This is a genomic window from Duganella sp. CF458 (assembly GCF_900113115.1).
Lineage (GTDB): Bacteria > Pseudomonadota > Gammaproteobacteria > Burkholderiales > Burkholderiaceae_D > Rugamonas.
Genome location: NZ_FOOF01000001.1, coordinates 247,246 through 271,781, shown reverse-complemented (window position 1 = coordinate 271,781; position 24,536 = coordinate 247,246). Strand labels below are relative to the sequence as shown.

The following is a 24,536-nucleotide window of genomic DNA, read 5'->3' as shown; positions in this document are numbered from 1 at the left end:
TCAAGGCAGGGCGGCAGGAAATGGCAAATCAGTACGATGTAGCGGTGATCGGCGCGGGCGCGGCAGGCATGATGTGCGCGGCGACGGCTGGCAAGCGTGGCAAGCGCGTGGTCCTGCTCGACCACGCGGGAAAGCTGGCGGAGAAAATCCGCATCTCCGGCGGTGGACGTTGCAACTTCACCAATATTAACGCCGGCCCCGCCAATTTCCTGTCCGAGAACCCGCACTTCGCCAAGAGCGCGCTGTCGCGCTTCACGCCGCATGATTTCCTGGCGATGGTGAAGAAGCACCGCATCGGCTTCCATGAAAAGCACAAAGGGCAGCTGTTCTGCGACGACTCCGCCGAGCAGATCATCGAGATGCTGAAGGATGAATGCGCGGACGGCAATGTGCATTGGCGCATGCCCGCGAAAGTGGATGCCCTGCAGCAGAACGGTGCCGGCTACCTGTTGCAAACGGACGAAGGTGAAGAAATCCATGCGGCCTCGGTGGTTGTCGCCACTGGCGGCCTGTCGATCCCGAAAATCGGCGCCACCGATTTCGGTTACCGGATTGCCAAGCAGTTCGGCTTGAAACTGGTCGACCCGCGTCCCGCCCTGGTGCCGCTGACATTCGACGCCCAGGAATGGGCCCCGTTCGTGCCGCTGTCCGGCGTATCGCTGGAAGTGGATGTGGAAACCGGCTCCCTGAAGGGCCGCAACCCGACCGGCGCCCGCTTCCGCGAAGACCTGCTGTTCACCCACCGCGGCCTGAGCGGCCCGGCCATCCTGCAGATTTCCAGTTTCTGGCAGCCGGGCACCCCGATCACCATCAACCTGCTGCCGGAGATGGACTTGGCGCAGGCACTGATCGAAGGGAAGGGCACGCTGAAGAAGCAACTTGGCAACCTGCTGTCGCAATGGTTGCCAAGCCGCCTGGCCGAAGGCTTGCTGCAAGTGCAAGGCCTGGACCCCGAAGCGCGCATCGCCGACATGAAGGACGACACCCTGCGCAAGCTGGGCCGCGCCGTCAACCAATGGACCATCACGCCGAACGGCTCGGAAGGCTACCGCAAGGCCGAAGTCACGCGCGGCGGCGTCGATACCCGCGAGCTGTCCCAGCAATCGATGCAATGCAAGAACGTGCCGGGCCTGTACTTCATTGGCGAAACGGTGGACGTGACGGGATGGTTGGGCGGCTACAACTTCCAATGGGCCTGGGCATCCGGGGTGGCTGCTGGCCTCGCGATCTGATATCATTCCGCTTCCGGCAACGCATTTTTCGCCGGATTCATGATGTTAGCTCGGCTGAAATATTGCCCGCGAAAGACGTCGATATCCCCTTCGGAACCGCCTGAGTGGCCGGTTTGGCGTCTATTGTCTCTTCCATTTTTGAGCAAAACCTGCTAATATCGCTGTCTTTCCTGAACCCTAACGGTTTGAATTTTTACATGACTACTATCCGCCTTAAAGAAAACGAGCCGTTCGAAGTCGCAATGCGTCGCTTCAAGCGCACCATCGAAAAGACCGGTCTGCTGACCGAACTGCGCGCCCGCGAGTTCTACGAAAAGCCAACCGCAGAGCGCAAGCGCAAGCTGGCAGCTGCCGTGAAGCGCCACTACAAGCGCATCCGCAGCCAGCAACTGCCTAAGAAGCTGTACTAATTCAGCTCTCGTCGGCATTCTTGCAGGCGCATTGATCGCCACGGATGCCTACGCCAGAGTTTCAACCCGCTCCGGTATACGCCGCAGCGGGTTTTCCTTTTTCCACGCACACTTTTGAGGTAGCTATGAGCCTGAAAGCCAAGATCACTGATGACATGAAAGCCGCCATGCGCGCCAAGGAAGCCGGCAAGCTGGCCACCATCCGCCTGCTGCTGGCCGAGATCAAGCGCAAGGAAGTGGACGAGCAGATCGAAGTCAACGACACCCAGACCGTGGCCATCGTTGAAAAGATGATCAAGCAGCGCAAGGATTCGATCACCCAGTTCGAAGCCGGCGGCCGTTCCGACCTGGCCGACATCGAGAAAGCCGAACTGGCCTTCCTGGTCGACTACATGCCAGCCGGCCTGTCCGACGAAGAGATCGCCGCCGAAGTGAAAGCCGCAGTGGCCGCGTCCGGCGCCGCCGGTCCACAAGACATGGGCAAAGTCATGGCCATCGTCAAGCCAAAGCTGGCTGGCCGCGCCGACATGACCGTCGTATCCGCACTGGTCAAAAAGGCCCTCACCCCGGCATAATCTACAGCCGAGTTCGTGTCCCACCCTGGGGTCACACCCGAAACGGGACACGGCCTCGGCCATGACTCGGCTGAGGCCGTGTCTCATTTGGGGTGTGACCCCAGGGTGGGACACGAACCCAGCCATATCGTGGGCCGCGTGCGTTGAGGTGGATCAAATTCCCTTTGTGCGCGGCGGTATAGTCTGATTTATAACAAATACCGTTCAGCCTCGTGATTCCACAGTCATTTATTGCCGACCTGCTGAACCGCGTCGATATCGTCGATGTGGTGGGGCGCTACGTCCAGTTGAAAAAGGGCGGCGCCAATTTCCAGGGCTTGTGCCCTTTCCACAGCGAAAAATCCCCGAGCTTTACCGTCAGCCCGAGCAAGCAGTTCTATCACTGCTTCGGCTGCGGCGCGCACGGCACGGCGATCGGTTTCCTGATCGAATACTCGGGCATGGGCTTCGTCGATGCGGTCAAGGACTTGGCCCAGAACGTCGGCATGGTGGTGCCTGAGCAGGATGACAAGATTCCGCCCGCCCAGCGCGCTGCCCAGCAACAGCAATCCATGGCCTTGTCCGATGCCATGACCAGGGCTAACGAGTTCTATCGGGCACAGTTGCGCCTGGCGCCGCAGGCGATCGGCTACCTGAAAGGCCGCGGCCTGACCGGGGAAATCGCTGCCCGTTTCGCGCTGGGTTATTCGCCTAGCGGCTGGGATGGCTTGAAAGCCGTGTTCGCGGATTATGAAAACCCGGTCCTCGTGGAAGCCGGCCTGATCATCCAGAACGTGGACGAGGATGGCAAGCGCACCAAGCGCTATGACCGTTTCCGCGAACGGGTGATGTTCCCCATCCGCAACACCAAGGGCCAGGTGATTGCCTTCGGCGGCCGCATCATGGACCAGGGCGAACCGAAGTACTTGAATTCTCCGGAAACGCCTTTATTTTCAAAGGGCTCAGAGCTGTATGGCTTGTTCGAAGCGCGCCAGGCGATCCGCGATGCGGGCTATGTGCTGGTGACGGAAGGCTATATGGACGTGGTGGCGTTGGCCCAGATGGGCTTCCCCCAGGCGGTCGCGACGCTGGGAACCGCTTGCACCACGACTCACGTCCAGAAGTTGTTGCGTCAAACCGACAATGTGATCTTCAGTTTCGACGGCGACAAGGCTGGCCGCCGCGCCGCACGGCGTGCGCTGGAAGCCTGCCTGCCGCATGTGTCGGATGACAAGACGATCAAGTTCCTGTTCCTGCCGGCTGAGCACGACCCGGATAGCTATGTCCGCGAATACGGCGCCCAGGCGTTCGAGCAGCAGGTGCATGAAGCGATGCCGCTGTCCCAGTTCCTGCTGCGTGAAGCAGCCGGCGAGCATGATTTGACATCGCCTGAAGGCCGGGCCCGCGTCCAGTTCGACGCCAAGCCGCTGCTGCAGGCCATGCCGCCAACCTCGCTGCGCCTGCAAATCGTGCGCGGCCTGGCGACCATGACGCAGAGCACGCCGGGCGAGGTGGAGCAGTTGTTCGAGCTGGCCAAGCCGGTGGCCGCTAATAAGGTGGCGCCGCCCAAGAGCCGGCGCGTGCAGCCGGTGGGGCTGGAGTTGAAGCTGATCCGCGTGGTGCTGACCCACCCGACGCTGGCGCTGGAACTGGATGATGAGGCATTGCTGGCCTTCAGTCACTTTGGCCAGGAACCCGCCGAGCGCCTGGTGTGGCTGATGGTGCAGGCGCAATCATTGGGAGAGCAGGGTAGTTTCGCAGCCTTCTGCCAGTTGGTGAAAGAAACCGGCAGCGATTATGATGCACTCATCGGTGAGATTGCCGCCGCGCCGGAGCCGGATATCGAAGGCGAGCGCCTGTGGCTGCTGGCTACTGTGCGCCATTTGAAGATGGATGCGTTAAAGCAGGAGCTGGACCAGCTATTCACCGCCGGCCTGTCTTCTGAAGAAATTGGCGTACGCTACCGCGAAATTACTGCCAAGCAAGATCAACTAAGGAAGGAAGCTGAAGCTGATTTAAGCCCGAGGTAATTGCCCGCACGCACGGAAACCTTCCCGTCTGGTAATTGTAAAGTGGCGTGCTATAATAAAATGCTAAATATTGCAATATTTAGCGGGTCTGTTTTTTCGTTTGTTTTCAGTAAGTTACAGTAGTAGTTGTTGCGGTTTGTAGTGGACTTAACTATTCCCGAAAGCGCCTGTGCCAGCAAAGAAACCTGAAACCAAAGCGGCTGAAAAGCCTCGCAAAGTGACCGCCAAGCCTGCGACCAAGTCGGCTAATAAACCGGCAACTCGCGTCACGGCACCGCCGGTGGTTAGTCAGACAACGGACGCAGCTGCCCTGGCTGCCATCGATACTTCCGGATACGTGCTGCCATCCGTCAAGGTGCCGGGTCGCCGCGGCCGCAAGCCGAAGGAATTCACGCCGGAAAACGACGAGGTTGCAGCACTGAACGCTGTTGAGCGTGCCGAGCTGAAGGCTGCGGACAAGGCGAAAGCCAAGGACCGCAAGGCCAAGGAAAAGGCACTGCTGAAAGATGCGTTCTCGTCCGACACCGAGGCGACGGAAGAGGAACTCGAACGCCGCCGCCAGAAGCTCAAGACGCTGATCAAGTTCGGCAAGGAGCGCGGCTTCCTCACTTACGCTGAAATCAACGACCACCTGCCCGAAAATATCGTCGATCCGGAAGCGATCGAGGGCATTATCGGCACCTTCAACGACATGGGCATCGCCGTGTATGAACACGCGCCCGATGCCGAGACCCTGCTGCTGTCGGATAACGTCGCCACCGTCACCAGCGACGACGAAGCCGAAGCCGCTGCCGAAGCCGCGCTGTCCACCGTCGATTCCGACTTCGGCCGCACCACCGATCCGGTCCGCATGTATATGCGCGAAATGGGTTCGGTCGAGCTGCTGACCCGCGAGGGCGAGATCGAAATCGCCAAGCGTATCGAAGACGGCCTGCGCGACATGATCCAGGCGATTTCCGCCTGTCCGGTGACGATCGCCGAGATCCTTGCCACTTCCGAACGCATCCGCATCGACGAAATCAAGATCGACGAAATCGTCGATGGCCTGGTGGATGAGGATGGGGAAAACATCGCCACGGCTGCCGCCGCTTCCGACGACGAAGAAACGGACGAAGACGAGGAAGAAGAGGACGAAGAAGAAGAGGACGAAGCCGCCAGCCCAGGTGGCGCCGCGGCCGGCTACACCGCCGAGCAGCTGGAAGCGATGAAGCAGCTTGCCCTCGAAAAATTCGACAATATCGCCAACCAGTTCGAGCGCATGCGCAAGGCCTTCGAAAAGGATGGCTACAACTCAAAAGCCTACCTGAAGGCACAGGAATCGATTTCCGGCGAGCTGCTGGGCATCCGCTTCACCGCCAAAGTGGTGGAGAAGCTGTGCGACACCCTGCGCGGCCAGGTCGATGAAGTGCGCCATATCGAGAAGCAGATTCTCGACGTGGCGGTGAACAAGTGCGGCATGCCGCGCGCCCACTTCATCAAGGTCTTCCCGGGTAACGAAACCAATCTGGAATGGGTGGATGGCGAAGTCGCCGCCGGTCACGCGTACAGCGCTATCCTGGGCCGCAACATCCCGACCATCAAGGAACTGCAGCAACGCCTGATCGACCTGCAAGCGCGCGTCGTGCTGCCGCTGCCGGACCTGCGCAACATCAACCGCCAGATGGCGGCCGGTGAAATGAAGGCGCGCAAGGCCAAGCGTGAAATGACCGAGGCCAACCTGCGTCTGGTGATCTCGATCGCGAAGAAGTACACCAATCGCGGCCTGCAATTCCTCGACCTGATCCAGGAAGGCAATATCGGCCTGATGAAGGCCGTCGACAAGTTCGAGTACCGCCGCGGTTACAAGTTCTCCACGTACGCAACGTGGTGGATCCGCCAGGCGATTACCCGTTCCATTGCCGACCAGGCGCGTACCATCCGTATTCCGGTGCACATGATCGAAACGATCAACAAGATGAACCGGATCTCGCGCCAGATTTTGCAGGAGACGGGCGCCGAGCCGGATCCGGCCACCCTGGCGATCAAGATGGAAATGCCAGAGGATAAGATCCGCAAGATCATGAAGATCGCGAAAGAGCCGATCTCGATGGAAACGCCGATCGGTGACGACGACGACTCCCATCTGGGCGACTTTATCGAGGACAACAACACGCTGGCACCTTCGGACGCAGCGCTGCATGCCTCGATGCGCGGTGTCGTCAAGGATGTGCTGGATTCTCTGACGCCGCGCGAGGCCAAGGTGCTGCGCATGCGCTTCGGTATTGAAATGTCCACCGACCACACGCTGGAAGAGGTCGGAAAACAGTTCGACGTGACCCGGGAACGTATCCGCCAGATCGAAGCCAAGGCACTGCGCAAACTGCGCCACCCATCGCGCTCGGACAAGCTGAAGAGCTTCCTGGAAGGTAACTAAGACTTGACGGATGGGGCCTGCGGGCCCTATCCTGCCGAGTTCTCAGGGCCCTTAGCTCATGCTTGGTTAGAGCAGAGGACTCATAATCCTTTGGTGCGCGGTTCGACTCCGCGAGGGCCTACCAAAATTCGTTAATTGAAGAAAGGGTTAGCATTTGCTAACCCTTTTTTATTTCGGACACCGCTCGGCGCAGAGCTTTTTATTGAATTCCTAGCTTAGCCAGACTAGACTAAATCAAGCATCTAAAAGTGTTTGATATGAAAACGGTCAATATGCTGGAAGCCAAGTCTTCCCTGTCTCGTCTTGTCGAGGCCGTCGAGAACGGCGTGGCGAAAGAGGTCATCATCGCGCGCAATGGTCGGCCAGCGGCGAAGCTGGTGCCTGTAGATAACCATCCTACAGAGCGGAGAATTGGTGTCGCTAAAGGGAGGTTCGAAGTTCCAGATGACATCGATCAGCATAACGATGAAGTCGCACGGCTGTTCCAACGTGGCACAGTTAAGTGAACTTACTGCTGGATACTCACGTAGCGCTATGGGCGATTGCTGACAGTCCTAAATTGTCCAAGACTGCACGAGACTTGATCACATCCCCTAAAGCAGTTGTGTGGATCAGCACCGCTACTGTGTGGGAAATCGCTATCAAGCATGCTCTCGGTCGTGGGGATATGCCAGTGTCCAGCAGTGACGCCGTTCGCTATTTTCGCGAAGCCGGCTTCCGCTTTCTGGCAATTGAGGCCGAACACGCGATTGCAGTCGAGCGCTTGGCACCGATTCACCATGACCCGTTTGATCGCATGCTCGTCGCGCAAGCGCTCTTCGAGCCGATGCGCCTGATCACTCACGGCCCCTTGCTTGCACGTTATAGCGATCTGGTCATCAGCATATGAAGCGTGCATGAGTTGGTTGCTGTTCTGGTAATATTTCTCTCAAGCACATTTTTCGAATTCTGGAACCATCTTGGGCCAGCCTTGCGTTTTCCAACGCCTTGGCAGCGCCCCTCCAATTTAGCGCGAGGAAGTTCACGCCATTAGCTATTGCAGCAAGAACGGCGGCAAACTTTCCCTCACATTCACAGCGATTGGCGCGCGCCCCTAAATGCCATCCATCCGCTTAATCCTGCGGCCTGTCGGATTGTGAGGGCGCACACGCGCGCGCGATTCTAGAATCGGGCTTCCTATTAACCGTCAGGGGAGTGCAATGGGCATGTGGAAGAAAGCGATATGGGGGCTGGCTGCGGCATCGCCATTGATGGCGCAAGCGCAGGTGGATTTGACGAAGCTCGATCGCGACATGGTAGGACCGAAGTCGCGGGTATTGGTGCTCGGCACAGTGCACCTGAGCGAATTGCCGGCTGGCTTCAACGCCGCTTCGCTGGGCACCGTTATCGATCGTCTTGCTGCTTACAAGCCTGACATCATCACCATTGAGCACGAACCTGGTGAGGACTGCGACCTCGCGGCGCGGCACCCGGCAAAGTATGGTCCGGACTGGTGTCCCAAGACTGACGCGGCGAAGGCTGCAAGCGGACTCGATATGCCGGCCGCGCTGGCGGAAGTGGATAAAACGCTGAAGGAATGGCCCGCCCAGCCGTCGCCGTCGCAGCGCCGCCGGCTGGCTGCGGCGTTCCTGGCGGCGAACGATCCGGCATCTGCACTGGTGCAGTGGCTGCAATTACCCGCAACAGAGCGGCGTGCCGGCGATTCCCTGGATGGGGCGCTTGTGGCTACGCTGGAGAAGCTGGAGAAGCGCAAGAATGAGGACAGTCTGATCGCAGCTCCCCTGGCTGCGCGGCTTGGCTTGCAGAGGGTTTATCCGGTCGATAACCATACTGGCGACCGTATCGATGTGCCGGACATCAAGGCCTTCGTCAAGTCGATCGAGGCGGCATGGGCGACTGGCAACGGCGAGATGAAATCGCTGGAGAAGCGCAAGAACGAAATGGTGCTCGCAAACGATATGCTGCCGCTGTACCGCTACATCAATAGCCCGGAAAGCGTGCGTATTCACGCCGAGTCGAACATCGTCGGGCCGATGCGTGCGAAATCCGCAGAGGCTTATCCGCAGATCTGGGTCGGCGGTTGGGAGATTCGCAACCTGCGCATGGTGGCGAATATTCGCGAGACCTTCCGCGAGCGTCCAGGCGCTCGCGTGCTTTCCATCGTTGGCGCATCGCACAAGCCCTGGTTCGACCAGTGGCTGGGGCAATTGCAGGGTGTGGAAATCGTGGACGCGGCCGAAGTGCTGAAGTAGTTCACTCGAACGCGGCGCGTATTTCGCTGCTGGTTTGTTGCGGGGCTTGCAGGTGCGGGTAGTGACCAAGCTTGGGCAGGACGCTGAAAGGGTTGCCTGACTTGGCCGCAAATTCTTCGCCCATTCTCTTGTCGATATAGATGTCCTTCTCGCCCCACACAATTTGCACCGGCGTTTTCAGGCGTGCCAGGTTGGCTTCGAAATATTGCTGGTCACGCGTGAAGTGCGAGTAGTAGTGGAAAAAGGCGTCGCCGGTGCTTATGGTGCCTTGCGTCCAGCCGTTGCGCATGTCTTCCTTGAAATCAGCGGGCACATTGAATTGTTGGTTCATTTCCAGACCGCGGTGGAAGGTGTTTTCGATGATCTCGCTGCGGTTCTGGTTGATCGCGTTGCGGATCGCTTCCGAGGTTTGCGGGGCCTTTAGGCTGCGCAGGCGATCGGACATGTGTTGCGGCCGGTCGAACGGGGCGAAGTCGCCGACGATGATCTTCTTTGCGATATCCGGTTGCTCCAGTGCGAGCAACAGTGGCGGCAAGGCACCGATGTCGGTGGCGTAGATTACGAGCCTGGATTTGTCGATGCCGGCTTGATCGATGTAGGCCTTTACGACTTGGGCATAGTCGCGCGGCGCGTAAGCGAATTTTTCGGAGGAAGGACGGGATGACTGGCCATAGCCTGGCCAGTCGAATGCGTGCACTTCGTAATCGCGGCCAAGCTCCAGTGCGAGTTCGCGCCAGGTGAGTAATGTTTCGGGGAAGCCGTGCAGCAACAGTACCGTGCCCTTGGGGGCGGCATTCTGGAGGACCATGCGGCGCAAGGTGATATCCGGCTTGAGCTTCACATAGCTGATTTCCTGGGCGGCGGCTCCCGTTAATGCGAGGGTGCCTGCGGCTGCGATAACTAATTTCTTGAGCGCGGACATATCGAGGATCCTTGGTAAATGGTTCGAGATGCCTTCAATATAGGTTCCGCCCCTGATGTCGTAAATGACGTATTTCCCTCTTTTTATGACATGCGCGCAATGCGGCGCAATGCCTGTGGTGGCTGGCCGTAGGCGCGCAGGAACGCGCGCCGCATGCGTTCTGTATCGATAAACCCTGTTTCTGCGGCGATCTCTTCTACAGTGTGACGGCTTTGCTCGATCATCAGCCGCGCAGCTTCCAGGCGCAGATGTTCGATCCCCTTGGCCGGGGATTGGCCCGTTTCGGTCGTGAAGGCGCGGCTGAATTGGCGCGGGCTGAGATGGGCAATACCAGCCAGTTCCTGTACCGTTAACGCTGAGCTCAGGTTATTGCGCGCGTATTCGAGCACGCGCTGGATGCGGTCGGACTTGGCGCCGAGTTCCAGCAGGGCGGAATGTTGTGACTGGCCACCGGCGCGGCGATGGTAGACCACCAGCTTTTTCGCGACAGCCGCTGCGATTTCGGCGCCGAAGTCGGCCTCGATCAGTCCGAGCGCAAGGTCAATACCGGTGCTCATGCCGGCGGAAGTCCAGAGCGGGCCATCGTTGATAAAGATGCGATCCGCGTCGACTCGCGCCGAGGGAAATTGTTGTTGCAGCTCGCGGGCGAACAGCCAGTGCGTTGTTACGTGTCTGCCGTCGATCAATCCCGCTTCGCCAAGCAGGAAGGTGCCCGTGCAGACGGATGCGGTGCGGCGGGCGAGCCTGGCGGCGGAGCGAAGACGGTCCAATGTCAGCGTGTCGGTAGGCGTGGGGGCAACCAGCCCGCAGACGATCAGCGTGTCCAGCCGCCGCCGGGCAAGCGGCTGGGTTTCCACTGTCGCGCCGAACGAGTTGCCGACCGGGCCACCGGGTGCGGAGAACAAACCGATCTCGTACAGGCGCTCGCGCGCTGTGGTGTTGGCCAATTCGAAGGCGGAGGCGGCGGCCAGTCCCATGATCTGGAAGCCCGGCGGCAGCAGGAATCCAATTTTCAGCAAAATGGGACCTATGGCGTAAAAGGAGGTATTTAGATCATACGCGCCATTGGCGGCGAACCCCTGCATCCAATGTTATCCTCGTTAATCGCGCCGCAACTCGTGGGCGTATTTCGTCATGCAAGTTTGAACAAGGAGATCGGAATGGCAATCAAGAAGATCCTGTTTTTGACGGGCGATTTTGCGGAAGACTATGAAACCATGGTGCCGTTCCAGGCGCTGCAGATGGTTGGGCACACCGTGCATGCGGTCTGCCCCGGCAAGAAGGCGGGCGAGAAGATCAAGACCGCGATCCACGATTTCGAAGGCGACCAGACCTATACCGAAAAGCCTGGCCACCAGTTCGCATTGAATGCGAGCTTTGACGAAGCGCGTGCGTCGGCGTACGACGCGCTGATGATTGCTGGCGGACGGGCGCCGGAATATTTACGCCTCAATCCGCGCGTCTTGGAATCGGTGCAGGAATTTGCCAAGGCGGGCAAGCCAATTGCAGCAATTTGCCACGCTGCGCAGATCCTGACTGCGGCAGACGTCATCAAGGGCAAGCGTATCTCGGCTTACCCCGCATGTGCGCCTGAGGTACGCTCGGCCGGTGGAGAATATGTTTCGGTAGAGATGGACCAGGCGGTCACCGATGGAAACTTCGTGACGGCGCCAGCCTGGCCTGCGCATCCGCAATGGATGGCGCAATTCCTCAAGGTTCTCGGTACCGAGATCAAGCCTTAGTTCGCACCCAGCAGCGTTAGTGCTTGCTGGCGTGCCGCCGTACGCAGGGATGCGCGCAGCACAGGATCGTCGGTGGTACGGGCCAGCACCATGCCGCCGACGCAGAGCGCCACAATCGCTTGCGCGCGCTGTTCGCCATCGCTGAAGCCCTTCAAGGCATGGGCGTAAATGCGGGTAAGGTTGCGGATCAGGTCTGTGTATGCGCGTTGCGGCGACAGGCCGGCGCGGGCCACGTCGCCGGGCAGGGCATACAGCGGACAGTGGTTCTCAATGTCTTCCAGAACTTCGTCGCTCAGGTAGAGGTTGACCAGGCGGTGTGCCATGTCGCGCGGATCGCTCGTGGGTGCGCTCGCGATGTCCTTGCGGAAGGGGTTGCAGGTGGCGAAGCTGGCTACGGCCGCAGCGTACAGTTCATCCTTGCTTTCGAAGTGGTTGTAGAAACCACCGCGTGTCAGGCCGGCTTCAGACATGATGGTCTCGATCGATACCTGCTCGAAGCCGTGGCGGTTGAACAGCTTGCGGGCCGACTCGACGATTTTGGCGCGGGTACGTTCTTTGTGCTCTGCGGTGTAAGGCATGGGGTGACTCCTCCTTGTGCGGCATTATGCGTCCGATTCAAAATATGTTCTTGAACATATTAAGTATCTCCGTAATCTGGCCACATGTTCACACCCCAACCCTAAGGAGACAAACATGTACACCCTGATTACTTTGCGTTCCGTGCCCGATTTCGCTGTTGGTTACGTGCGCGACCTGCGCGTGCGCTGGGCGATGGAAGAAGCGGGCCAGCCGTATTCCGTCAAAACCATCGACCCGGAAGAGCAGAAGTCATCGACCTACCGCCAACAGCAACCGTTTGGGCAGGTGCCGGTGCTGCTGGACGGCGATCACGCGATCTTCGAGTCGGGTGCCATCCTGCGCCACCTGGGCGACAAGCTGGGATTGATGCCGGCCGGCGCGCGCGAACGCCAGCTGGCGGAAATGTGGCTCTATGCCGCCTTGAACTCCGTCGAACCATACTTCGGCAACTTCGTCGAACTTGCAGTCTTTCACGAGGGCGAGGCGTGGACAGTTGAACGCCGGCCTGTGCTGGAGGCCATGGTGAAGCGTCGCCTGGATGACCTGGAGGGATGGCTGTCGGGTAGCGACTACCTGGCCGGCACGTTCAGCGTGGCAGATATCATGATGTCTACCGTCCTGCGCCTGCTCGATGGCGCCGAGTTGCGCGAGCAATTCCCTACGGTCGAGGCTTACCAGCAGCGATGCATCTCGCGTCCGGCCTACCAGAAAGCCCTGGCGGCCCAGGTGGCGCTCTACTCCCCGGCGGAGGCGGCAGCATGACGATCGCCTTCAGCGCGGCACAATGGCGAACTGCGGCCGCTCGCTGTAGTTCGGTTTGACGCTGCGGTTGATGAAGCGGCTCCACGCCTCACGGGCATTGGGGATGCCGGTGACTGCAGCCATGGCCAGCGCCGGCTGCATGTTCGAAGGATAGCCTTCCTGCGAGGCGGAGTAGCCGGTCATCTCGCCGGCCAGCCATGGTGTGCGCCAGACCTTGGCATCCTTGTCGGCCTGCGTACGCCAGTTGGCCTGGGCCTGGCTGCCGCAGGGCTGGTCCAGGTAGCGTGCACCCGTGCTGTTGACCATTGGTGAGCCGTCGTTATTGCGCAGGGTGGCCTGGTAGGCTTCGGCGAAACTGGTGAAATAGCCGGACGTCGCGCTTGGCCGCACCATCAGGGCGTAGACCGCGCCGTCAATCCAGCAGTAGCCGCTGGCCATCATGCGGCCGACCGGGAAGCGCGCCTTCCACGTCAGGATCGGCTCCGCTGCCGTAAATCCCATTTCGTTCAGATGCCCGACGGCAGAGGTGAAGAAGTCGTCCATCCATGGGGCGACGCCGGTACCCGGCCCGGTAGGGCCGCCGTAAGCCACTGCGTAGCCGGTGGCTGTGTTGTCGATGAAGCCCAGCTGGTTGGTGGCACTGCCGGCGAAAGTCGTGTTGTAAAAATCCAGGTTGTCTTTCAGGACCTGGTTGAAGTAGGCCTTCATCGGATGCGCATCGGGCGTGATGTAGGCGGCGTGCCCCAGCGTGCGCAGCGACCATGCCTGGGCACGTACCTGGTTTCCCTTCACCAGGCCTTTGGAAAGGGCGCGGTAATGCGGGTTCATTGTGACCAGGTTCCAGTTCGCCCAGAACTGCAGTTCGTCCAAGTAATAGGTATCGCCGGTGAGGAGGTAGGGCAGGTAGGCGAAAGAAGGCTGATGGGCTGAATCGGGCGTATAAGGCGTTGCGCAAGCACCGGCTTCGGTTGAAGTACAGCGCGGCATGTCCTCGTGCTTTTTCGTGACCGGGTTGTAGCTGTCGGAGCCGATACGCAGGTCGCGTACATAAGGGTACTCAATGATCGATACCACCTGGTCCGTGTTCTTGTCGCGATAGTGGACCGGCCAGCTGCCCGCCAGATCGCCCAAGCCGGCTGTCACCTGCCTGGCGCGAGCATCCATGCTGAGGATGTACATCGCGGCCCAGGCGTGCTGCAGCCCGATATCGGGCCGTCCGCCAGTCGAAGGCATGTATTTGTTCACCAGCGGCATGGCCATCGGGCCACTGTCGGCCGCCTCCCAATCGGTCTTCATCCTGGCAAGGCCGGTTTGCGAGGGTACTACGGTCCGATCGTAATTGGGCAGGGCGCGCGTGCCAAGCAGGTACGCGATGTCGTGTTTGACGTGCACTTTCGGCTCAGCGCCGGCCCAGAACACCTTGCGCCAACGGGCGTGATGGAAGTGGCTTAGCGCGGCTCTGCTATACGTCAGCTGGTTGTTCACCACGACTTCGGCATCGTAAGTCACGTTTTTCGGGTTGGGCTCATAGGCCCAGTTGTTTTCGACCGTCACGTCGACCCGCGTCGGTCCCGGACGATCGGTGCCTGGCAGGCGGTAGCTTCGGATTGCGAAGCGCACGGCAAGGTGCGGGTGCGCGAGACCGTTCGCCAGCACAGGGCCGGCTACCTGCCATTCGTTGACCAGTGGCCCGGCAAGCCAGGTTTTATATGCTTTGCCAGCCAGCAGCTGTGCAGCGTCCGCACTGTAAGTGACGCCCCCTACGTTGAGCCGGACGACGGCGTTGAAGCCACTGGCCAGCAGGGCATCAGGGCCAGCGCCACCGGATGGAACAAGGACGGGTATCGTCGCTAGCGCCACGTCGGCAGTTTCTCCGCCGGCCAGCTGCGGCAGCACGGTAGTGAGTACGGCATGGCGTATCGAGCCATCGGCATGCGTGGCCTTGACGTCGGCCTGCAGCGGTATTGCGACGCCCTTGAACGTCGCCGCGATCGTTTCGCCGGCATTCACGTCCCCTTTTGCGAACACGTGGCCGACAGTGACAGGCACGCCGGCTTGCATCTGCGCCGACATGTCGTTCACTTGAAGCGCTGGTAGTTGCGCCGCGGCGGCGGTGCCTGCGGACAGTAAGGCTGCGAGGTAGGACAGGAATGATTTCATGGACGGTTCCTCTCAGATTGAAAGCGCTTGACCTGAATCAATTTAATTAATTGGCAAACTACGTAGAGTCCTGCACTGGAATAACACAGAGTAGGAGTATTGAAACATGGGTAGCGACAATGAGGTAAACGACGTGCAAACGAACAGCCGTCGGCGATTCCTGGGTAAGAGTGCTGCGCTAGGCCTGGCCGGCGCGGGCGTGCTGGCAGGCTGCAAGGAGAACGGTGCGGGGGCGCCCGGTTCTGCTGCAGGTTCGGCCAACGGCGCGGCGGCAGCGGGCAAGTCGCATGGCGCGAGCAAGTCGCACGTGGAGCCGGGCCAGCTGGACGACTATTACCTGTTCTCCAGCGGCGGCCACTCCGGCGAGGCACGCATCATGGGCGTTCCTTCCGGGCGAACTTTACGCCGTATCCCTGTTTTCAATATCGATCCTATGGTTGGTTGGGGTATCACCAACGAGTCCAAGGCCATCATGGGCACCAAGCCGGATGGCAGCCTGAAATACACTACCGGCGATACCCACCACGTGCACGGCAGCTACAAGGACGGCACCTACGATGGCCGCTTCCTCTGGGTGAACGACAAGATCCACTCGCGCCTGGCCCGCATCCGCATGGACACCATGGAGTGCGACAAAATCACCGAACTGCCTAACGTACAAGGCTTCCACGGCATCTTCCCGGACAAGTGCGACCCGGTCGACAAGTCGATCAACCACACCACGCGCGTGTTCTGCGGCGCGGAGTTTGCCATTCCCTTCCCGAACGATGGCCGTGACCTGGACGATCCTTCCAAGTGGGGCTCGCTGTTCACCTGCGTGGATGCGGAAACCATGGACGTGCGCTGGCAAGTGCGCGTGGACGGCAATATGGATTTGACGGCGACTTCCTACGATGGCCGCTTTGCCTGCTCCAACCAGTACAACTCCGAGAATGCGCCGGACCAGGCTGGCATGATGGCGGCCGAACGCGACGCCTGCGTGTTCTTCGACGTGGCGCGTGTGGAAGCGTTGGTCAAGGCCGGCAAGTTCACCACCATCGGCGCGTCCAAAGTGCCGGTGGTTGACGGCCGCAAGGCAGCCAATGCTGATCCCAAAACTGCCGTGACCTGCTACGTCCCGGTCGGCAAGAACCCGCACGGCGTCAATGCTTCCCCGGACGGCAAGTACATGGTCTGCTCCGGCAAGCTGTCGCCGACTGCGACGGTGATCGAGGTGGCGCTGGTGGCCAAATGGTTCGACGGCGAGCTGAAAACCGAGCGCGATGCCGTCGTGGCGGAGCCGGAAATCGGCCTGGGCCCGTTGCACACCGCTTTTGACGGGAAAGGCAACGCCTTCACCACCCTGTTCCTGGACAGCCAGATCGTCAAGTGGAACGTGGCGGCGGCCATTGCGCAGTTCAAGGGGGATAAGACTGTCAAACCGGTGGTGGACCGCGTGGACGTGCACTACCAGCCGGGTCACGGCTACGCTTCGATGGGTGAAACCAAGGAAGCGGACGGCAAGTACTTCAATTCCGGGAACAAGTTCTCAAAGGACCGCTTCCTGCCGGTCGGACCGCTGCATAGCGAAACGGAGCAGTTGATCGATATCACCGGCGACAAGATGGTGATCATCTCCGACCACACTGCCTATCCGGAACCGCACGACGCGATCATCGTACGCCGCGATATCGTGAAGACGCGCCAGATCTACAACATGGACGACTTCCCGAACAAGGTGACGGCGGATAACGCGGGCATCACGCGCAACGGCAACAAGGTGCACGTGCGCCTGATGTCCCAGGCACCGGCCTTCAGCATGCCGGTCATCAAGGTGAAGAAAGGTGACGAGGTGACGATCACGCTGACCAACTACGACAAGGTGGAAGACCTGACCCACGGTTGCGCGATCCCGACCTACGACATCAACTTCATCGTCAATCCGCAGGAGACCAGGTCGGTCACCTTCAAGGCCGATCATGCCGGTGCGTTCTGGATGTATTGCACGCACTTCTGCCACGCGCTGCACCTGGAAATGCGCAGCCGCTTCCTGGTGGAGGCGTAAGCCCGCGAGGGCGGTTCATTCATGCTGTATCGACTGATTTCCCTGCTTTGGGCGGCGCTGCTGGCGATGGCGTGCGCAGCCCCTGCCGCGGCCACTTCGATGTACGACACCGTGCTGTCCGCGGGGTTGATGGGTGGTCCCGATTTGTGTGCCGAAGCGCCATGCAGCGACGTGCTGCCTGCCGCGACGGCGTTCTCCAAGCGCAAAGGCACGCCGCCCTACGTTGAAGGCTACGTGCTGGAGCAGGGCAAGCAGAAGGTGGTGGGCTATGTGTTCCTGTCCACCGACGTGGTGGATATTCCAGCCTACTCTGGTAAGCCGGTCATCACGCTGATCGGCATGGATGCCAAAGGTTTGATTACCGGAGTGCGTATCCTGAAGCACTCCGAACCGATTTTGTTGGCGGGTATTCCCGAAACTGTGTTGACGAAGTTCGTCCGCCAGTACCTGGGCAAGCCCGGCGATGCCAAGCTGGAACTCGGTCTTGGACGTGATGGTGGTGATCTTGATGCGATCAGCGGGGCCACCGTTACTGCCATAGCCGAGAACCAGACCATTGCGCAAAGTGCGTACGAGATAGGCAAGCAGGTGGGCATCTTCAAGGGGATGGTCAAGCCGCGCGCACATTTCACGCAGCTACGCGAACGTCTGGACTGGGCCGCGCTCGTTGAGGAGGGCGCGGTCCAGCACCTGCGCGTTGAAAGCACTGATGTCGGTTTGCCGCCCGGCGGCAAGCCCTATATGGACCTGCATTTCGGCTACCTGAACGTGCCGAGCGTCGGCATCAGCCTGCTCGGCGAGCGCAATCACCAGCGCCTGATGCAGGACCTGAAGGAAGACGAGCATGCGATCTTTATCATCGGCACCGGCCTTGAATCGTTCAAGGGTTCAGGCTTTGTGCGCGGCGGCATTTATGACCGCATCCAGGTGCGCCAGGATGCGGACCGCTTTACTTTCCGCGACACCGATTACCTGAACCTGTACCACCTGGAGCCGGCCGATGCGCCGGACTACAAGGAATCGGCGATCTTCATCATTCGCTCGGCAAACTTCAATCCCGCATGGCCGTGGCAACTGAGCTTGCTGGCCAATAAGCTGGACATGCAGACCCACGCCAAGGTGTTCGTGCACTTCGACCAAGAGTACTGGACTCCGGCGCGCTATCTGGAAGGCGGCCGGCCAAAAGTGGAGCGCCCGGTGCCGGCGTGGAAGTCGGCCTGGCTGGCGCGCAAAGGCGAAATCGCGTTGTTCGTGCTGGCGCTGCTGGCGACTGCCGTCCTGCACTCGCAGCGCGACCGCCTGGTACGCGCCTCGAATCGCAAGAGCAAGCCTCTGATCAGCATCCCGCGCACCATTCTTTGGGTGATCGCAGTCGGCTTCATTGGCTTGTACCTGAAGGCACAGCCTTCGATTACCCAAGTGATGACCTGGTTCCATTCCCTGGTCCACCAGTGGAAGTGGGAGCTGTTCCTGTCCGATCCGTTCATCTTCATATTCTGGTGGTTCATGGTGGTCACCGTGGTGCTGTGGGGACGTGGCCTGTTCTGCGGCTGGCTATGCCCGTTCGGCTCGCTGCAGCACCTGGCGTACAAGCTTGGCACGCTGCTTGGCCTGGGCCGCTTCCAGGGACTGCTGCCCAAGCGCGTGCACGACAAGCTGAAATGGGTGAAATACGGCGTATTCGCGATGCTGGTTGGCGTGTCCTTCTACTCGATGGAACTGGCGGAGCAGCTGGCTGAGATTGAGCCGTTCAAGACGACTTTCCTGGTGGGCGTGCTGAATCGCGGCTGGCCGTTCGCAACCTTCGTCGCGGTCATCCTCGGGATTTCGATCCTGAGCGAGCGCCCCTACTGTAAATACATTTGTCCGTTGGGCGCCGGGCTGGCCGTGCCGAGCTTTTTCCGCCTGTTTAGCCTGAAGCGCAAGCAGGAGTGCGTGACCTGTACCGCTTGCGCCAAGGGCTGCGGCTCGCACGCTATCGATGCGCAGGGCCGCATCGACCAGAAAGAATGCCTGCTTTGCCTGGACTGCATGGTGATGTATTACGACGACCACGCCTGCCCGCCACTGGCCAGGGAGCGCAAGACGCGTGAGAAGGACGGCCAGCCGCTGACGCCTATCGATGAACGCGGCTACTTTATTTCGCTGGATGCGGTTCGTAGTGAGCTGAAAAGAAAGGCAGGGTAAGACCATGAGTGTCCGCACGGTTTGCGCGGCCGCCCTGGCCGCGTCCTTCACCGCGATGCTGGCCAGCGCCTCGGCAGGCGCCTACGCTGCCGTGCTCCAGGTCCGTGCCGGTCAGTCGATCGCCGCGGCCGTCGGCCTGGCCCAAACCGGCGACACCATCCAGGTCATGGCCGGCACTTACCAGGAGCGCATCGTGATCGACAAGCCGCTGCGCCTGGAGGGCATCGGCAAGCCGACGATAGCAGCCGGCTATGAGGGGGACGTCATTCGCGTCAAGTCGGCCGACGTATCGATTCGCGGCCTGATCGTGCGCGACAGTGGCACCGATCTTGGTTCGCAAAACGCCGGCATTTATGTGATGCCGGGTTCCGATCGCATCGTTGTCGCCAACTGCGACCTGGTCACCAACCTGTTCGGCATCTGGCTTGAGCAATCGCGTGATGCCGTCCTGCAGGGCAACCTGGTCACCGGCCGCCGCGACCTGATGTCGCAAATGCGGGGCAACGGCATCCAGGTCTACAACACCGACGATACCCAGGTGATCGACAACACGGTCAGCTACGTGCGCGACGGTATTTATGTCGATTATTCGCGCCGCGCGACCTTCCGTGGCAATACCGTGCACCACGTGCGCTACGGAACGCACTATATGAACACCCACAACAGCACTTGGGAAGGCAACACCGTGTACCAGAGCCGTGGCGGCCTGGCGCTGATGGAAGTGCGGAACCTCGTTGTTCGCAACAACGTCGCCTGGGGGAACGAGGATCACGGCATCATGCTGCGCACTATTCAGGATTCGCTCATTGAAAACAACATCGTAGCCGGCAACGGGCGTGGATTCTTCATATACGACGCTGAATTCAATACCCTGCGCGGCAACCTGGTGATCGGCAACCGTACCGGCGTGCACCTGACGGCTGGGTCGAGCAATAACGCTGTGGATGGAAACGACTTTATCCACAATGCCGAGCAGGTCAAGTTCGTAGCATCGAAAGACGTCGAATGGGGCCGCAGCAAAGGCAACTACTGGAGCAACTACAGCGGCTGGGACCAGGACAACGATGGTAACGGCGACATTCTTTACCAGGCCAACGACATGGTCGACCGCCTGCATTGGCAATACCCGCTGCTCAAGCTCCTGCTTAGCAGCCCCGCCGTGCAAACGCTGCGCTTCGTGTCGCGGCAGTTCCCCTTGCTGCGCGCACCCAGCGTGATCGACAAACACCCGCGCATGCAGCCCTGGAACACTGATTGGAGAAAATGGCATGGACGACAAGCTGATTGACTTGCGTGCCGTGGGCAAGCGCTATGAAGCGCTGCAGGCGGTGGATAGTCTCGACCTGTCCGTTGGGCGCGGCCGCATGGTAGGCCTGATCGGGCATAACGGTGCAGGCAAGAGTACTGTATTCAAGATGATGCTTGGCTTGCTGGAGCCGACTTCGGGCGAAGTGCGGATTTGCGGGGTCCGTACCAATGACGGCGCTTTCCGAGACGTACGGCGCCGTATCGGCTATCTGCCGGAGAGTTTTGTCGCCTACGATAACCTTACCGGAATAGAGCTGCTGCACCTGTTCGCGGATTTGAAGAAAGTCGCGCGCAGCGCCTGCGGCAATGTGCTGGAGCGGGTTGGCTTGTCGGCGGCAGCGCAGCGCCGTGTAGGCGGCTATTCGAAGGGTATGCGCCAGCGCCTGGGTTTCGCCCAGGTGCTGCTTGGCGCGCCGGAACTGGTCTTCCTCGACGAGCCGACCAATGGCCTTGATCCGGACGGCATTCATGACTTCTATCGCATCCTGCACCAGCTGCGCGAGGAAGGCGCCACTATCGTCATCACTTCCCACATCCTGGCCGAGATCCAGGAGCGGGTCGACGAGCTGGTGATCATGAGCCGCGGCCGCATTGCGGCGCAGGGCACCCTGGCGCAGTTGCGTGCCGGGGCGGCGATGCCGGCCGAGATCCGGCTGGTGGCGCGAGCGGGAGCGACCGGCCGCGTGATTGCCGCACTGCGCGGCCACCAGGTGCGCGTGGAGCGCGATTGCATCCGCGTTCCATGCGCACCGCGGCAGAAGATCGAGATGTTGCGGATTATCGCCACCCTCAGCGATTCCATCGATGACGTGGCGATCCACGAGCCGTCGCTGGAAGACCTGTTCTTTGGCATGGGAGGCCGTCATGCACGCGCGGCTTGACTGGTCGGCGGCGGCTACCATCGCTTCGCGCGAATTTCGCGATCGCTTGCGCAACCGCTGGGTGCTGGCGGTGGCGCTGGTGTTCGCCGTGTTTGCGCTGGCGATTGCCTGGTTTGGCACGGCGCAGCAGGGCAGCGTGGGTTATCGCGGCATCGATGTCACCATCGTCAGCCTTTCCAGCCTTGTCACCTACCTGGTGCCGCTGATCGCGCTGCTGCTTGGCTACGACGCGATCGTCGGCGAGCGTGAGCGCGGTTCACTCGAGTTGCTGCTGTCGCTGCCGATCACGCCCTTTGAACTGCTGCTCGGGAAGTTTACCGGCTTGGCGGCCGCGCTGGCGGCATCGACCGCGCTTGGCTTTGGCGTGGCATTGCTGGCACTCTCAAACCAGCTCGATGCGCGCGATGCCATGCATTTCTTCGGCTTTGCCGGCAGCGCCATCCTGCTGGGGCTGGCCTTCCTGAGCATGTCGCTGTGCCTGTCGGTGCTGGCGCATAACCGCATCCGGGCCAGCGGCCTGGCGATCGCCCTCTGGTTCATGTTCGTGCTGGTGTTCGACATGGTGCTGATGGGAGTACTGGTGCTGTCGCAGGGTGCGTTTGACAGCAGCGTGTTCGGTGCCATCCTGTTGCTCAATCCCGCCGACGTGTTCCGCCTGCTGAATATCTTCAGCTCCGAGCAGGTGCAGGGGCTGTATGGCCTGGCCACCGTGATGCCGGAGCATATGACCAATCCCGGCCTGCTGGCTGGTGTGATGCTGGCCTGGATCGCCGTTCCGTTTGCCTTTGCCGCCTGGAGGTTCAAATGAGCGTCAAGCGAAACGCCAGCGTCATCGTGGTGTTGCTGTTGCTGGCTGCGTGCGGCGACGCCCCGCGTTCGCCGACTGCAGGCGAACCGGCAGACGATGCGGTTTGCGCGCTGGATGGCATGAGTCTCAAGGATTATCCCGGTCCCAAGGCGCAGATCGTGTTCATGGACGGTCGCATCGATTACTTCTGCAGCCTTGCGGAATTGTTCGAAGTCCTGTTCGGGGAGGAAGGCCAGCGCGGCATCGGTGCCAGCTACGTGCAGGACATGGGCAAAGCTGCATGGGATAAGCCGCGCGGCCATTGGATCGAAGCCCGCAACGCGTCTTACGTGATCGACAGCCGAGCCCAGGGCGCCATGGGGCCGACCGTGGCCACCTTCGCCAGCAAGGAGGATGCGCAAACCTTTGCTAAACGTGAAGGCGGCCGCGTGCTCGATTACAGCCAGGTCCGGCCGGATGTGCTCAAGCTGGGCACCAGGCCGGCGCATGAGGCGCATGACGACTCAATGCGCTGAGTATTTTTCAACACCAACCAAGAGGAAGACAACATGAAAGCATATACCAAACTGACCGTCGCTATCGCCGCCGCCGTCCTGGCGCCTGCGGTTATGGCTGCAGCACCTGCCAAAGGCGCCGGTATCAACGGCGAAAAGATCTACGCCGCCAATTGCGCCTCCTGCCACGCCGCGGGCGTGCTGGGCGCGCCGAAAGCCGGCGACAAGGCAGCCTGGGCCCCGCGTGTCAAGCAAGGCAGGGAAGTGCTATACACCCACGGCTTAAATGGCTTCAAGATGATGCCTGCCAAGGGCGGCAATCCTGGCCTGAAAGACGACGAGGTGAAGGCCGCCATCGACTTCATGGCCAAGAGCTGATGACGCAGCGCCGACAGCTTTTGGCTTGCGCCGTGCTGCTGCACTTGCTGGCGGCCTGCACGGCCAGGGATGAAGTGCACCGCGTGCAAGGGCATGTATTCGGCACGCAGGTGGAGATCAGCATTTACGGTCCTTCCGAACCGGAGGCGCGCAAGCAGGGCGACGCCGTGCTGCGCGAGTTCGACCGCTTGCACCACAAGTACCACGCCTGGCAGCCAAGCCAGCTGACGGCGCTGAATGCTGCCATCGCCCGCGGCGAGCCGTTCGAAGCAGACGAAGAGATGGTGGCACTGCTGCGCTCCGCTGCCGATTTGTCGGCCCGCTCCGGCGATACTTTCAACCCCGCAATCGGTCGCCTGATACGGTTGTGGGGTTTCCAGAAGAACGATATTTCGGCCGGCGGTCCGTCGACGGCGGAGATCGGCAACCTGGTGAAGGCAAATCCGCGCATGGCGGATTTGCATTTCGACGGCAACCGCGTTTCGAGCAGCAACCGTACCGTCATGCTGGACTTGGGAGGGTATGCCAAGGGCTACGCGCTGGACCGTGCGGCGCAGATCCTGCGTCAAGCCCATGTCAAGGCGGCCCTCGTGAATGTGGGCGGCAATGCGATTGCGCTGGGCCAGCCGGGTTCCCGGCCGTGGATGGTCGGCATCCGCAACCCGCGCGGACCGGAAATGGTGGCGCGGGTTGCCTTGCACGACAACGAAGCAATCGGCACCAGCGGCGACTATGAACGTTACTTCATGAAGGAGGGCAAGCGCCATGCCCACGTCATCGATGCGCGCACCGGGCAGACGGTGGACCTGGTGGCCTCCGTGACCATCATTACCTCCGGTGGCAGCGATGCGGGTTTGCGCTCGGACGGCAATTCCAAGCCGCTATTCGTGGTCGGCCCGCAAGGCTGGTGCGATATGGCGCAGCGGCTTGACCTGACGGAAGCCATGCTGATCGACGCGCACGGCGAGGTGTATGCTACGCCTGCCATGATGGCCCGCACTGACCAGGGAAAAGGAAATGGGAAATCTGTACGAGGATGCACTGCCGCCCGTAACGGGTGAGCGCTTCGATACGCTGCTGTCGCACCAGGGGGTGGTGATCGAGCGCATCGTCAGCACATCAAAGATCGAATCGCAGGAATACGTGCAGCAGCAGGATGAATGGGTGGTGCTGCTGACAGGCGAAGCCACCCTTGCAGTGGGCGGCCGCAAGGTGCCGCTGAAGGCAGGCGACTATCTGTTCCTGCCGGCGCGCACGCCGCACACGGTCAAAAGCGTTTCCGATGGCGCCCTGTGGCTGGCTGTGCATCTTCATGGGGGGGGGGCGTGACAAAGCGCGCATCTTTTAACCGTTTCGATCTGCTACTCTTGGTTACTTTAG

Annotated in this window: 23 protein-coding genes and 1 tRNA gene; 20 read left to right on the top strand and 4 right to left on the bottom strand. The window is 60.5% G+C overall.

The features are described 5' to 3' along the window. Window positions 1-20 precede the first annotated feature (20 nt). The 9 genes from BM269_RS01190 (at window position 21) to BM269_RS01150 (ending at window position 8,891) form a co-directional block, all read left to right on the top strand. Window positions 21-1,232 (top strand): BaiN/RdsA family NAD(P)/FAD-dependent oxidoreductase, encoded by a 1,212-nt coding sequence (locus BM269_RS01190; RefSeq protein ID WP_090434773.1) that lies wholly within the window; start codon window positions 21-23, stop codon window positions 1,230-1,232. Window positions 1,233-1,429: 197 nt separating this feature from the next. Further along, window positions 1,430-1,642 carry a 30S ribosomal protein S21 gene (gene rpsU, locus BM269_RS01185; protein WP_005665410.1) on the top strand — a complete coding sequence of 71 codons (213 nt, stop codon included), beginning with the start codon at window positions 1,430-1,432 and terminating at the stop codon, window positions 1,640-1,642. A gap of 125 nt (window positions 1,643-1,767) precedes the next feature. After that, entirely contained in the window at window positions 1,768-2,217 is a 450-nt protein-coding gene (locus BM269_RS01180) for a GatB/YqeY domain-containing protein (RefSeq protein WP_090434770.1), read from the top strand. 212 nt (window positions 2,218-2,429) lie between these two features. Further along, complete coding sequence (gene dnaG, locus BM269_RS01175) at window positions 2,430-4,226, top strand: DNA primase (protein WP_090434767.1); 1,797 nt, start codon at window positions 2,430-2,432, stop codon at window positions 4,224-4,226. 217 nt (window positions 4,227-4,443) lie between these two features. Then, a complete protein-coding gene (gene rpoD / locus BM269_RS01170; RefSeq protein WP_373994369.1) occupies window positions 4,444-6,639 on the top strand; it encodes an RNA polymerase sigma factor RpoD in 2,196 nt (731 codons plus the stop codon). A 45-nt stretch (window positions 6,640-6,684) separates the two neighbouring features. Continuing rightward, window positions 6,685-6,763, top strand: a tRNA-Ile gene (locus BM269_RS01165). Between the two features lie 133 nt (window positions 6,764-6,896). Beyond that, window positions 6,897-7,145 (top strand): type II toxin-antitoxin system Phd/YefM family antitoxin, encoded by a 249-nt coding sequence (locus BM269_RS01160; protein WP_090434761.1) that lies wholly within the window; start codon window positions 6,897-6,899, stop codon window positions 7,143-7,145. Then, on the top strand, window positions 7,142-7,528 hold the full coding sequence (locus BM269_RS01155) for a type II toxin-antitoxin system VapC family toxin (RefSeq protein ID WP_090434758.1): 387 nt from the start codon (window positions 7,142-7,144) through the stop codon (window positions 7,526-7,528). Before BM269_RS01160 ends, BM269_RS01155 begins: the two co-directional genes overlap by 4 nt. 310 nt (window positions 7,529-7,838) lie before the next feature. After that, window positions 7,839-8,891, top strand: a complete 1,053-nt coding sequence (locus tag BM269_RS01150; protein ID WP_211482646.1) for a DUF5694 domain-containing protein — start codon at window positions 7,839-7,841, stop codon at window positions 8,889-8,891. Between the two features lies 1 nt (window position 8,892). Here the strand turns inward: BM269_RS01150 and BM269_RS01145 are convergent, their stop codons facing one another. Together BM269_RS01145 and BM269_RS01140 are read right to left on the bottom strand one after the other, a co-directional pair. Beyond that, window positions 8,893-9,813, bottom strand: coding sequence for an alpha/beta fold hydrolase (locus BM269_RS01145; protein ID WP_090434755.1), 921 nt, complete (start codon window positions 9,811-9,813; stop codon window positions 8,893-8,895). An 83-nt stretch (window positions 9,814-9,896) separates the two neighbouring features. Next, the gene (locus tag BM269_RS01140; RefSeq protein ID WP_090435564.1) at window positions 9,897-10,832 is read right to left on the bottom strand and encodes a GlxA family transcriptional regulator; all 936 of its coding nucleotides are present in this window, start codon (window positions 10,830-10,832) and stop codon (window positions 9,897-9,899) included. 141 nt (window positions 10,833-10,973) lie between these two features. On the opposite strand from BM269_RS01140, the gene BM269_RS01135 reads away from it, so the two are divergent. Continuing rightward, window positions 10,974-11,555, top strand: a complete 582-nt coding sequence (locus tag BM269_RS01135; RefSeq protein ID WP_090434752.1) for a DJ-1/PfpI family protein — start codon at window positions 10,974-10,976, stop codon at window positions 11,553-11,555. Here BM269_RS01135 and BM269_RS01130 read toward each other — a convergent pair. Next, window positions 11,552-12,133, bottom strand: coding sequence for a TetR/AcrR family transcriptional regulator (locus BM269_RS01130; RefSeq protein ID WP_090434748.1), 582 nt, complete (start codon window positions 12,131-12,133; stop codon window positions 11,552-11,554). The two genes, BM269_RS01135 and BM269_RS01130, sit on opposite strands and share 4 nt — an antisense overlap. A gap of 115 nt (window positions 12,134-12,248) precedes the next feature. Here BM269_RS01130 and BM269_RS01125 point away from each other — a divergent pair, with 115 nt between their 5' ends. Continuing rightward, entirely contained in the window at window positions 12,249-12,896 is a 648-nt protein-coding gene (locus BM269_RS01125; RefSeq protein ID WP_090434745.1) for a glutathione S-transferase family protein, read from the top strand. Between the two features lie 9 nt (window positions 12,897-12,905). Here BM269_RS01125 and BM269_RS01120 read toward each other — a convergent pair whose 3' ends face one another. Continuing rightward, window positions 12,906-15,056, bottom strand: a complete 2,151-nt coding sequence (locus BM269_RS01120) for a hypothetical protein (RefSeq protein ID WP_229204449.1) — start codon at window positions 15,054-15,056, stop codon at window positions 12,906-12,908. A gap of 106 nt (window positions 15,057-15,162) precedes the next feature. Here BM269_RS01120 and nosZ point away from each other — a divergent pair, with 106 nt between their 5' ends. Genes nosZ through BM269_RS01075 form a run of 9 tightly spaced genes read left to right on the top strand, consistent with a single transcriptional unit; the run spans window position 15,163 to window position 24,485 of the window. Next, window positions 15,163-17,100, top strand: a complete 1,938-nt coding sequence (gene nosZ, locus BM269_RS01115) for a TAT-dependent nitrous-oxide reductase (RefSeq protein ID WP_090434742.1) — start codon at window positions 15,163-15,165, stop codon at window positions 17,098-17,100. 24 nt (window positions 17,101-17,124) lie between these two features. Then, on the top strand, window positions 17,125-19,287 hold the full coding sequence (locus BM269_RS01110) for a 4Fe-4S binding protein (protein WP_373994372.1): 2,163 nt from the start codon (window positions 17,125-17,127) through the stop codon (window positions 19,285-19,287). 4 nt (window positions 19,288-19,291) lie between these two features. Continuing rightward, the gene (locus BM269_RS01105; RefSeq protein ID WP_373994368.1) at window positions 19,292-20,575 is read left to right on the top strand and encodes a nitrous oxide reductase family maturation protein NosD; all 1,284 of its coding nucleotides are present in this window, start codon (window positions 19,292-19,294) and stop codon (window positions 20,573-20,575) included. Next, window positions 20,556-21,476, top strand: a complete 921-nt coding sequence (locus tag BM269_RS01100) for an ABC transporter ATP-binding protein (protein ID WP_090434736.1) — start codon at window positions 20,556-20,558, stop codon at window positions 21,474-21,476. Before BM269_RS01105 ends, BM269_RS01100 begins: the two co-directional genes overlap by 20 nt. Further along, entirely contained in the window at window positions 21,460-22,284 is an 825-nt protein-coding gene (locus BM269_RS01095; protein ID WP_090434733.1) for an ABC transporter permease, read from the top strand. Before BM269_RS01100 ends, BM269_RS01095 begins: the two co-directional genes overlap by 17 nt. After that, window positions 22,281-22,799, top strand: coding sequence for a nitrous oxide reductase accessory protein NosL (locus BM269_RS01090; RefSeq protein ID WP_090434730.1), 519 nt, complete (start codon window positions 22,281-22,283; stop codon window positions 22,797-22,799). Before BM269_RS01095 ends, BM269_RS01090 begins: the two co-directional genes overlap by 4 nt. 33 nt (window positions 22,800-22,832) lie before the next feature. Next, window positions 22,833-23,156 carry a c-type cytochrome gene (locus BM269_RS01085; RefSeq protein WP_090434727.1) on the top strand — a complete coding sequence of 108 codons (324 nt, stop codon included), beginning with the start codon at window positions 22,833-22,835 and terminating at the stop codon, window positions 23,154-23,156. Further along, the gene (locus BM269_RS01080; RefSeq protein WP_090434724.1) at window positions 23,156-24,217 is read left to right on the top strand and encodes an FAD:protein FMN transferase; all 1,062 of its coding nucleotides are present in this window, start codon (window positions 23,156-23,158) and stop codon (window positions 24,215-24,217) included. Before BM269_RS01085 ends, BM269_RS01080 begins: the two co-directional genes overlap by 1 nt. Further along, entirely contained in the window at window positions 24,174-24,485 is a 312-nt protein-coding gene (locus BM269_RS01075; protein WP_090434720.1) for a cupin domain-containing protein, read from the top strand. The genes BM269_RS01080 and BM269_RS01075 overlap by 44 nt, the downstream gene beginning before the upstream one ends. Window positions 24,486-24,536 lie beyond the last annotated feature (51 nt).

Coding starts and splice junctions, on each gene's coding strand:
- BM269_RS01090 (WP_090434730.1), top strand. CDS start 22,281: ATGAGCGTCAAGCGAAACGCCAGCGTCATCGTGGTGTTGCTGTTGCTG.
- BM269_RS01160 (WP_090434761.1), top strand. CDS start 6,897: ATGAAAACGGTCAATATGCTGGAAGCCAAGTCTTCCCTGTCTCGTCTT.
- BM269_RS01095 (WP_090434733.1), top strand. CDS start 21,460: ATGCACGCGCGGCTTGACTGGTCGGCGGCGGCTACCATCGCTTCGCGC.
- BM269_RS01150 (WP_211482646.1), top strand. CDS start 7,839: ATGGGCATGTGGAAGAAAGCGATATGGGGGCTGGCTGCGGCATCGCCA.
- BM269_RS01180 (WP_090434770.1), top strand. CDS start 1,768: ATGAGCCTGAAAGCCAAGATCACTGATGACATGAAAGCCGCCATGCGC.
- BM269_RS01080 (WP_090434724.1), top strand. CDS start 23,156: ATGACGCAGCGCCGACAGCTTTTGGCTTGCGCCGTGCTGCTGCACTTG.
- BM269_RS01120 (WP_229204449.1), bottom strand. CDS start 15,056: ATGAAATCATTCCTGTCCTACCTCGCAGCCTTACTGTCCGCAGGCACC.
- BM269_RS01085 (WP_090434727.1), top strand. CDS start 22,833: ATGAAAGCATATACCAAACTGACCGTCGCTATCGCCGCCGCCGTCCTG.
- BM269_RS01100 (WP_090434736.1), top strand. CDS start 20,556: ATGGACGACAAGCTGATTGACTTGCGTGCCGTGGGCAAGCGCTATGAA.
- BM269_RS01145 (WP_090434755.1), bottom strand. CDS start 9,813: ATGTCCGCGCTCAAGAAATTAGTTATCGCAGCCGCAGGCACCCTCGCA.
- BM269_RS01125 (WP_090434745.1), top strand. CDS start 12,249: ATGTACACCCTGATTACTTTGCGTTCCGTGCCCGATTTCGCTGTTGGT.
- nosZ (WP_090434742.1), top strand. CDS start 15,163: ATGGGTAGCGACAATGAGGTAAACGACGTGCAAACGAACAGCCGTCGG.
- BM269_RS01075 (WP_090434720.1), top strand. CDS start 24,174: ATGGGAAATCTGTACGAGGATGCACTGCCGCCCGTAACGGGTGAGCGC.
- BM269_RS01130 (WP_090434748.1), bottom strand. CDS start 12,133: ATGCCTTACACCGCAGAGCACAAAGAACGTACCCGCGCCAAAATCGTC.
- BM269_RS01105 (WP_373994368.1), top strand. CDS start 19,292: ATGAGTGTCCGCACGGTTTGCGCGGCCGCCCTGGCCGCGTCCTTCACC.
- BM269_RS01190 (WP_090434773.1), top strand. CDS start 21: ATGGCAAATCAGTACGATGTAGCGGTGATCGGCGCGGGCGCGGCAGGC.
- rpsU (WP_005665410.1), top strand. CDS start 1,430: ATGACTACTATCCGCCTTAAAGAAAACGAGCCGTTCGAAGTCGCAATG.
- BM269_RS01135 (WP_090434752.1), top strand. CDS start 10,974: ATGGCAATCAAGAAGATCCTGTTTTTGACGGGCGATTTTGCGGAAGAC.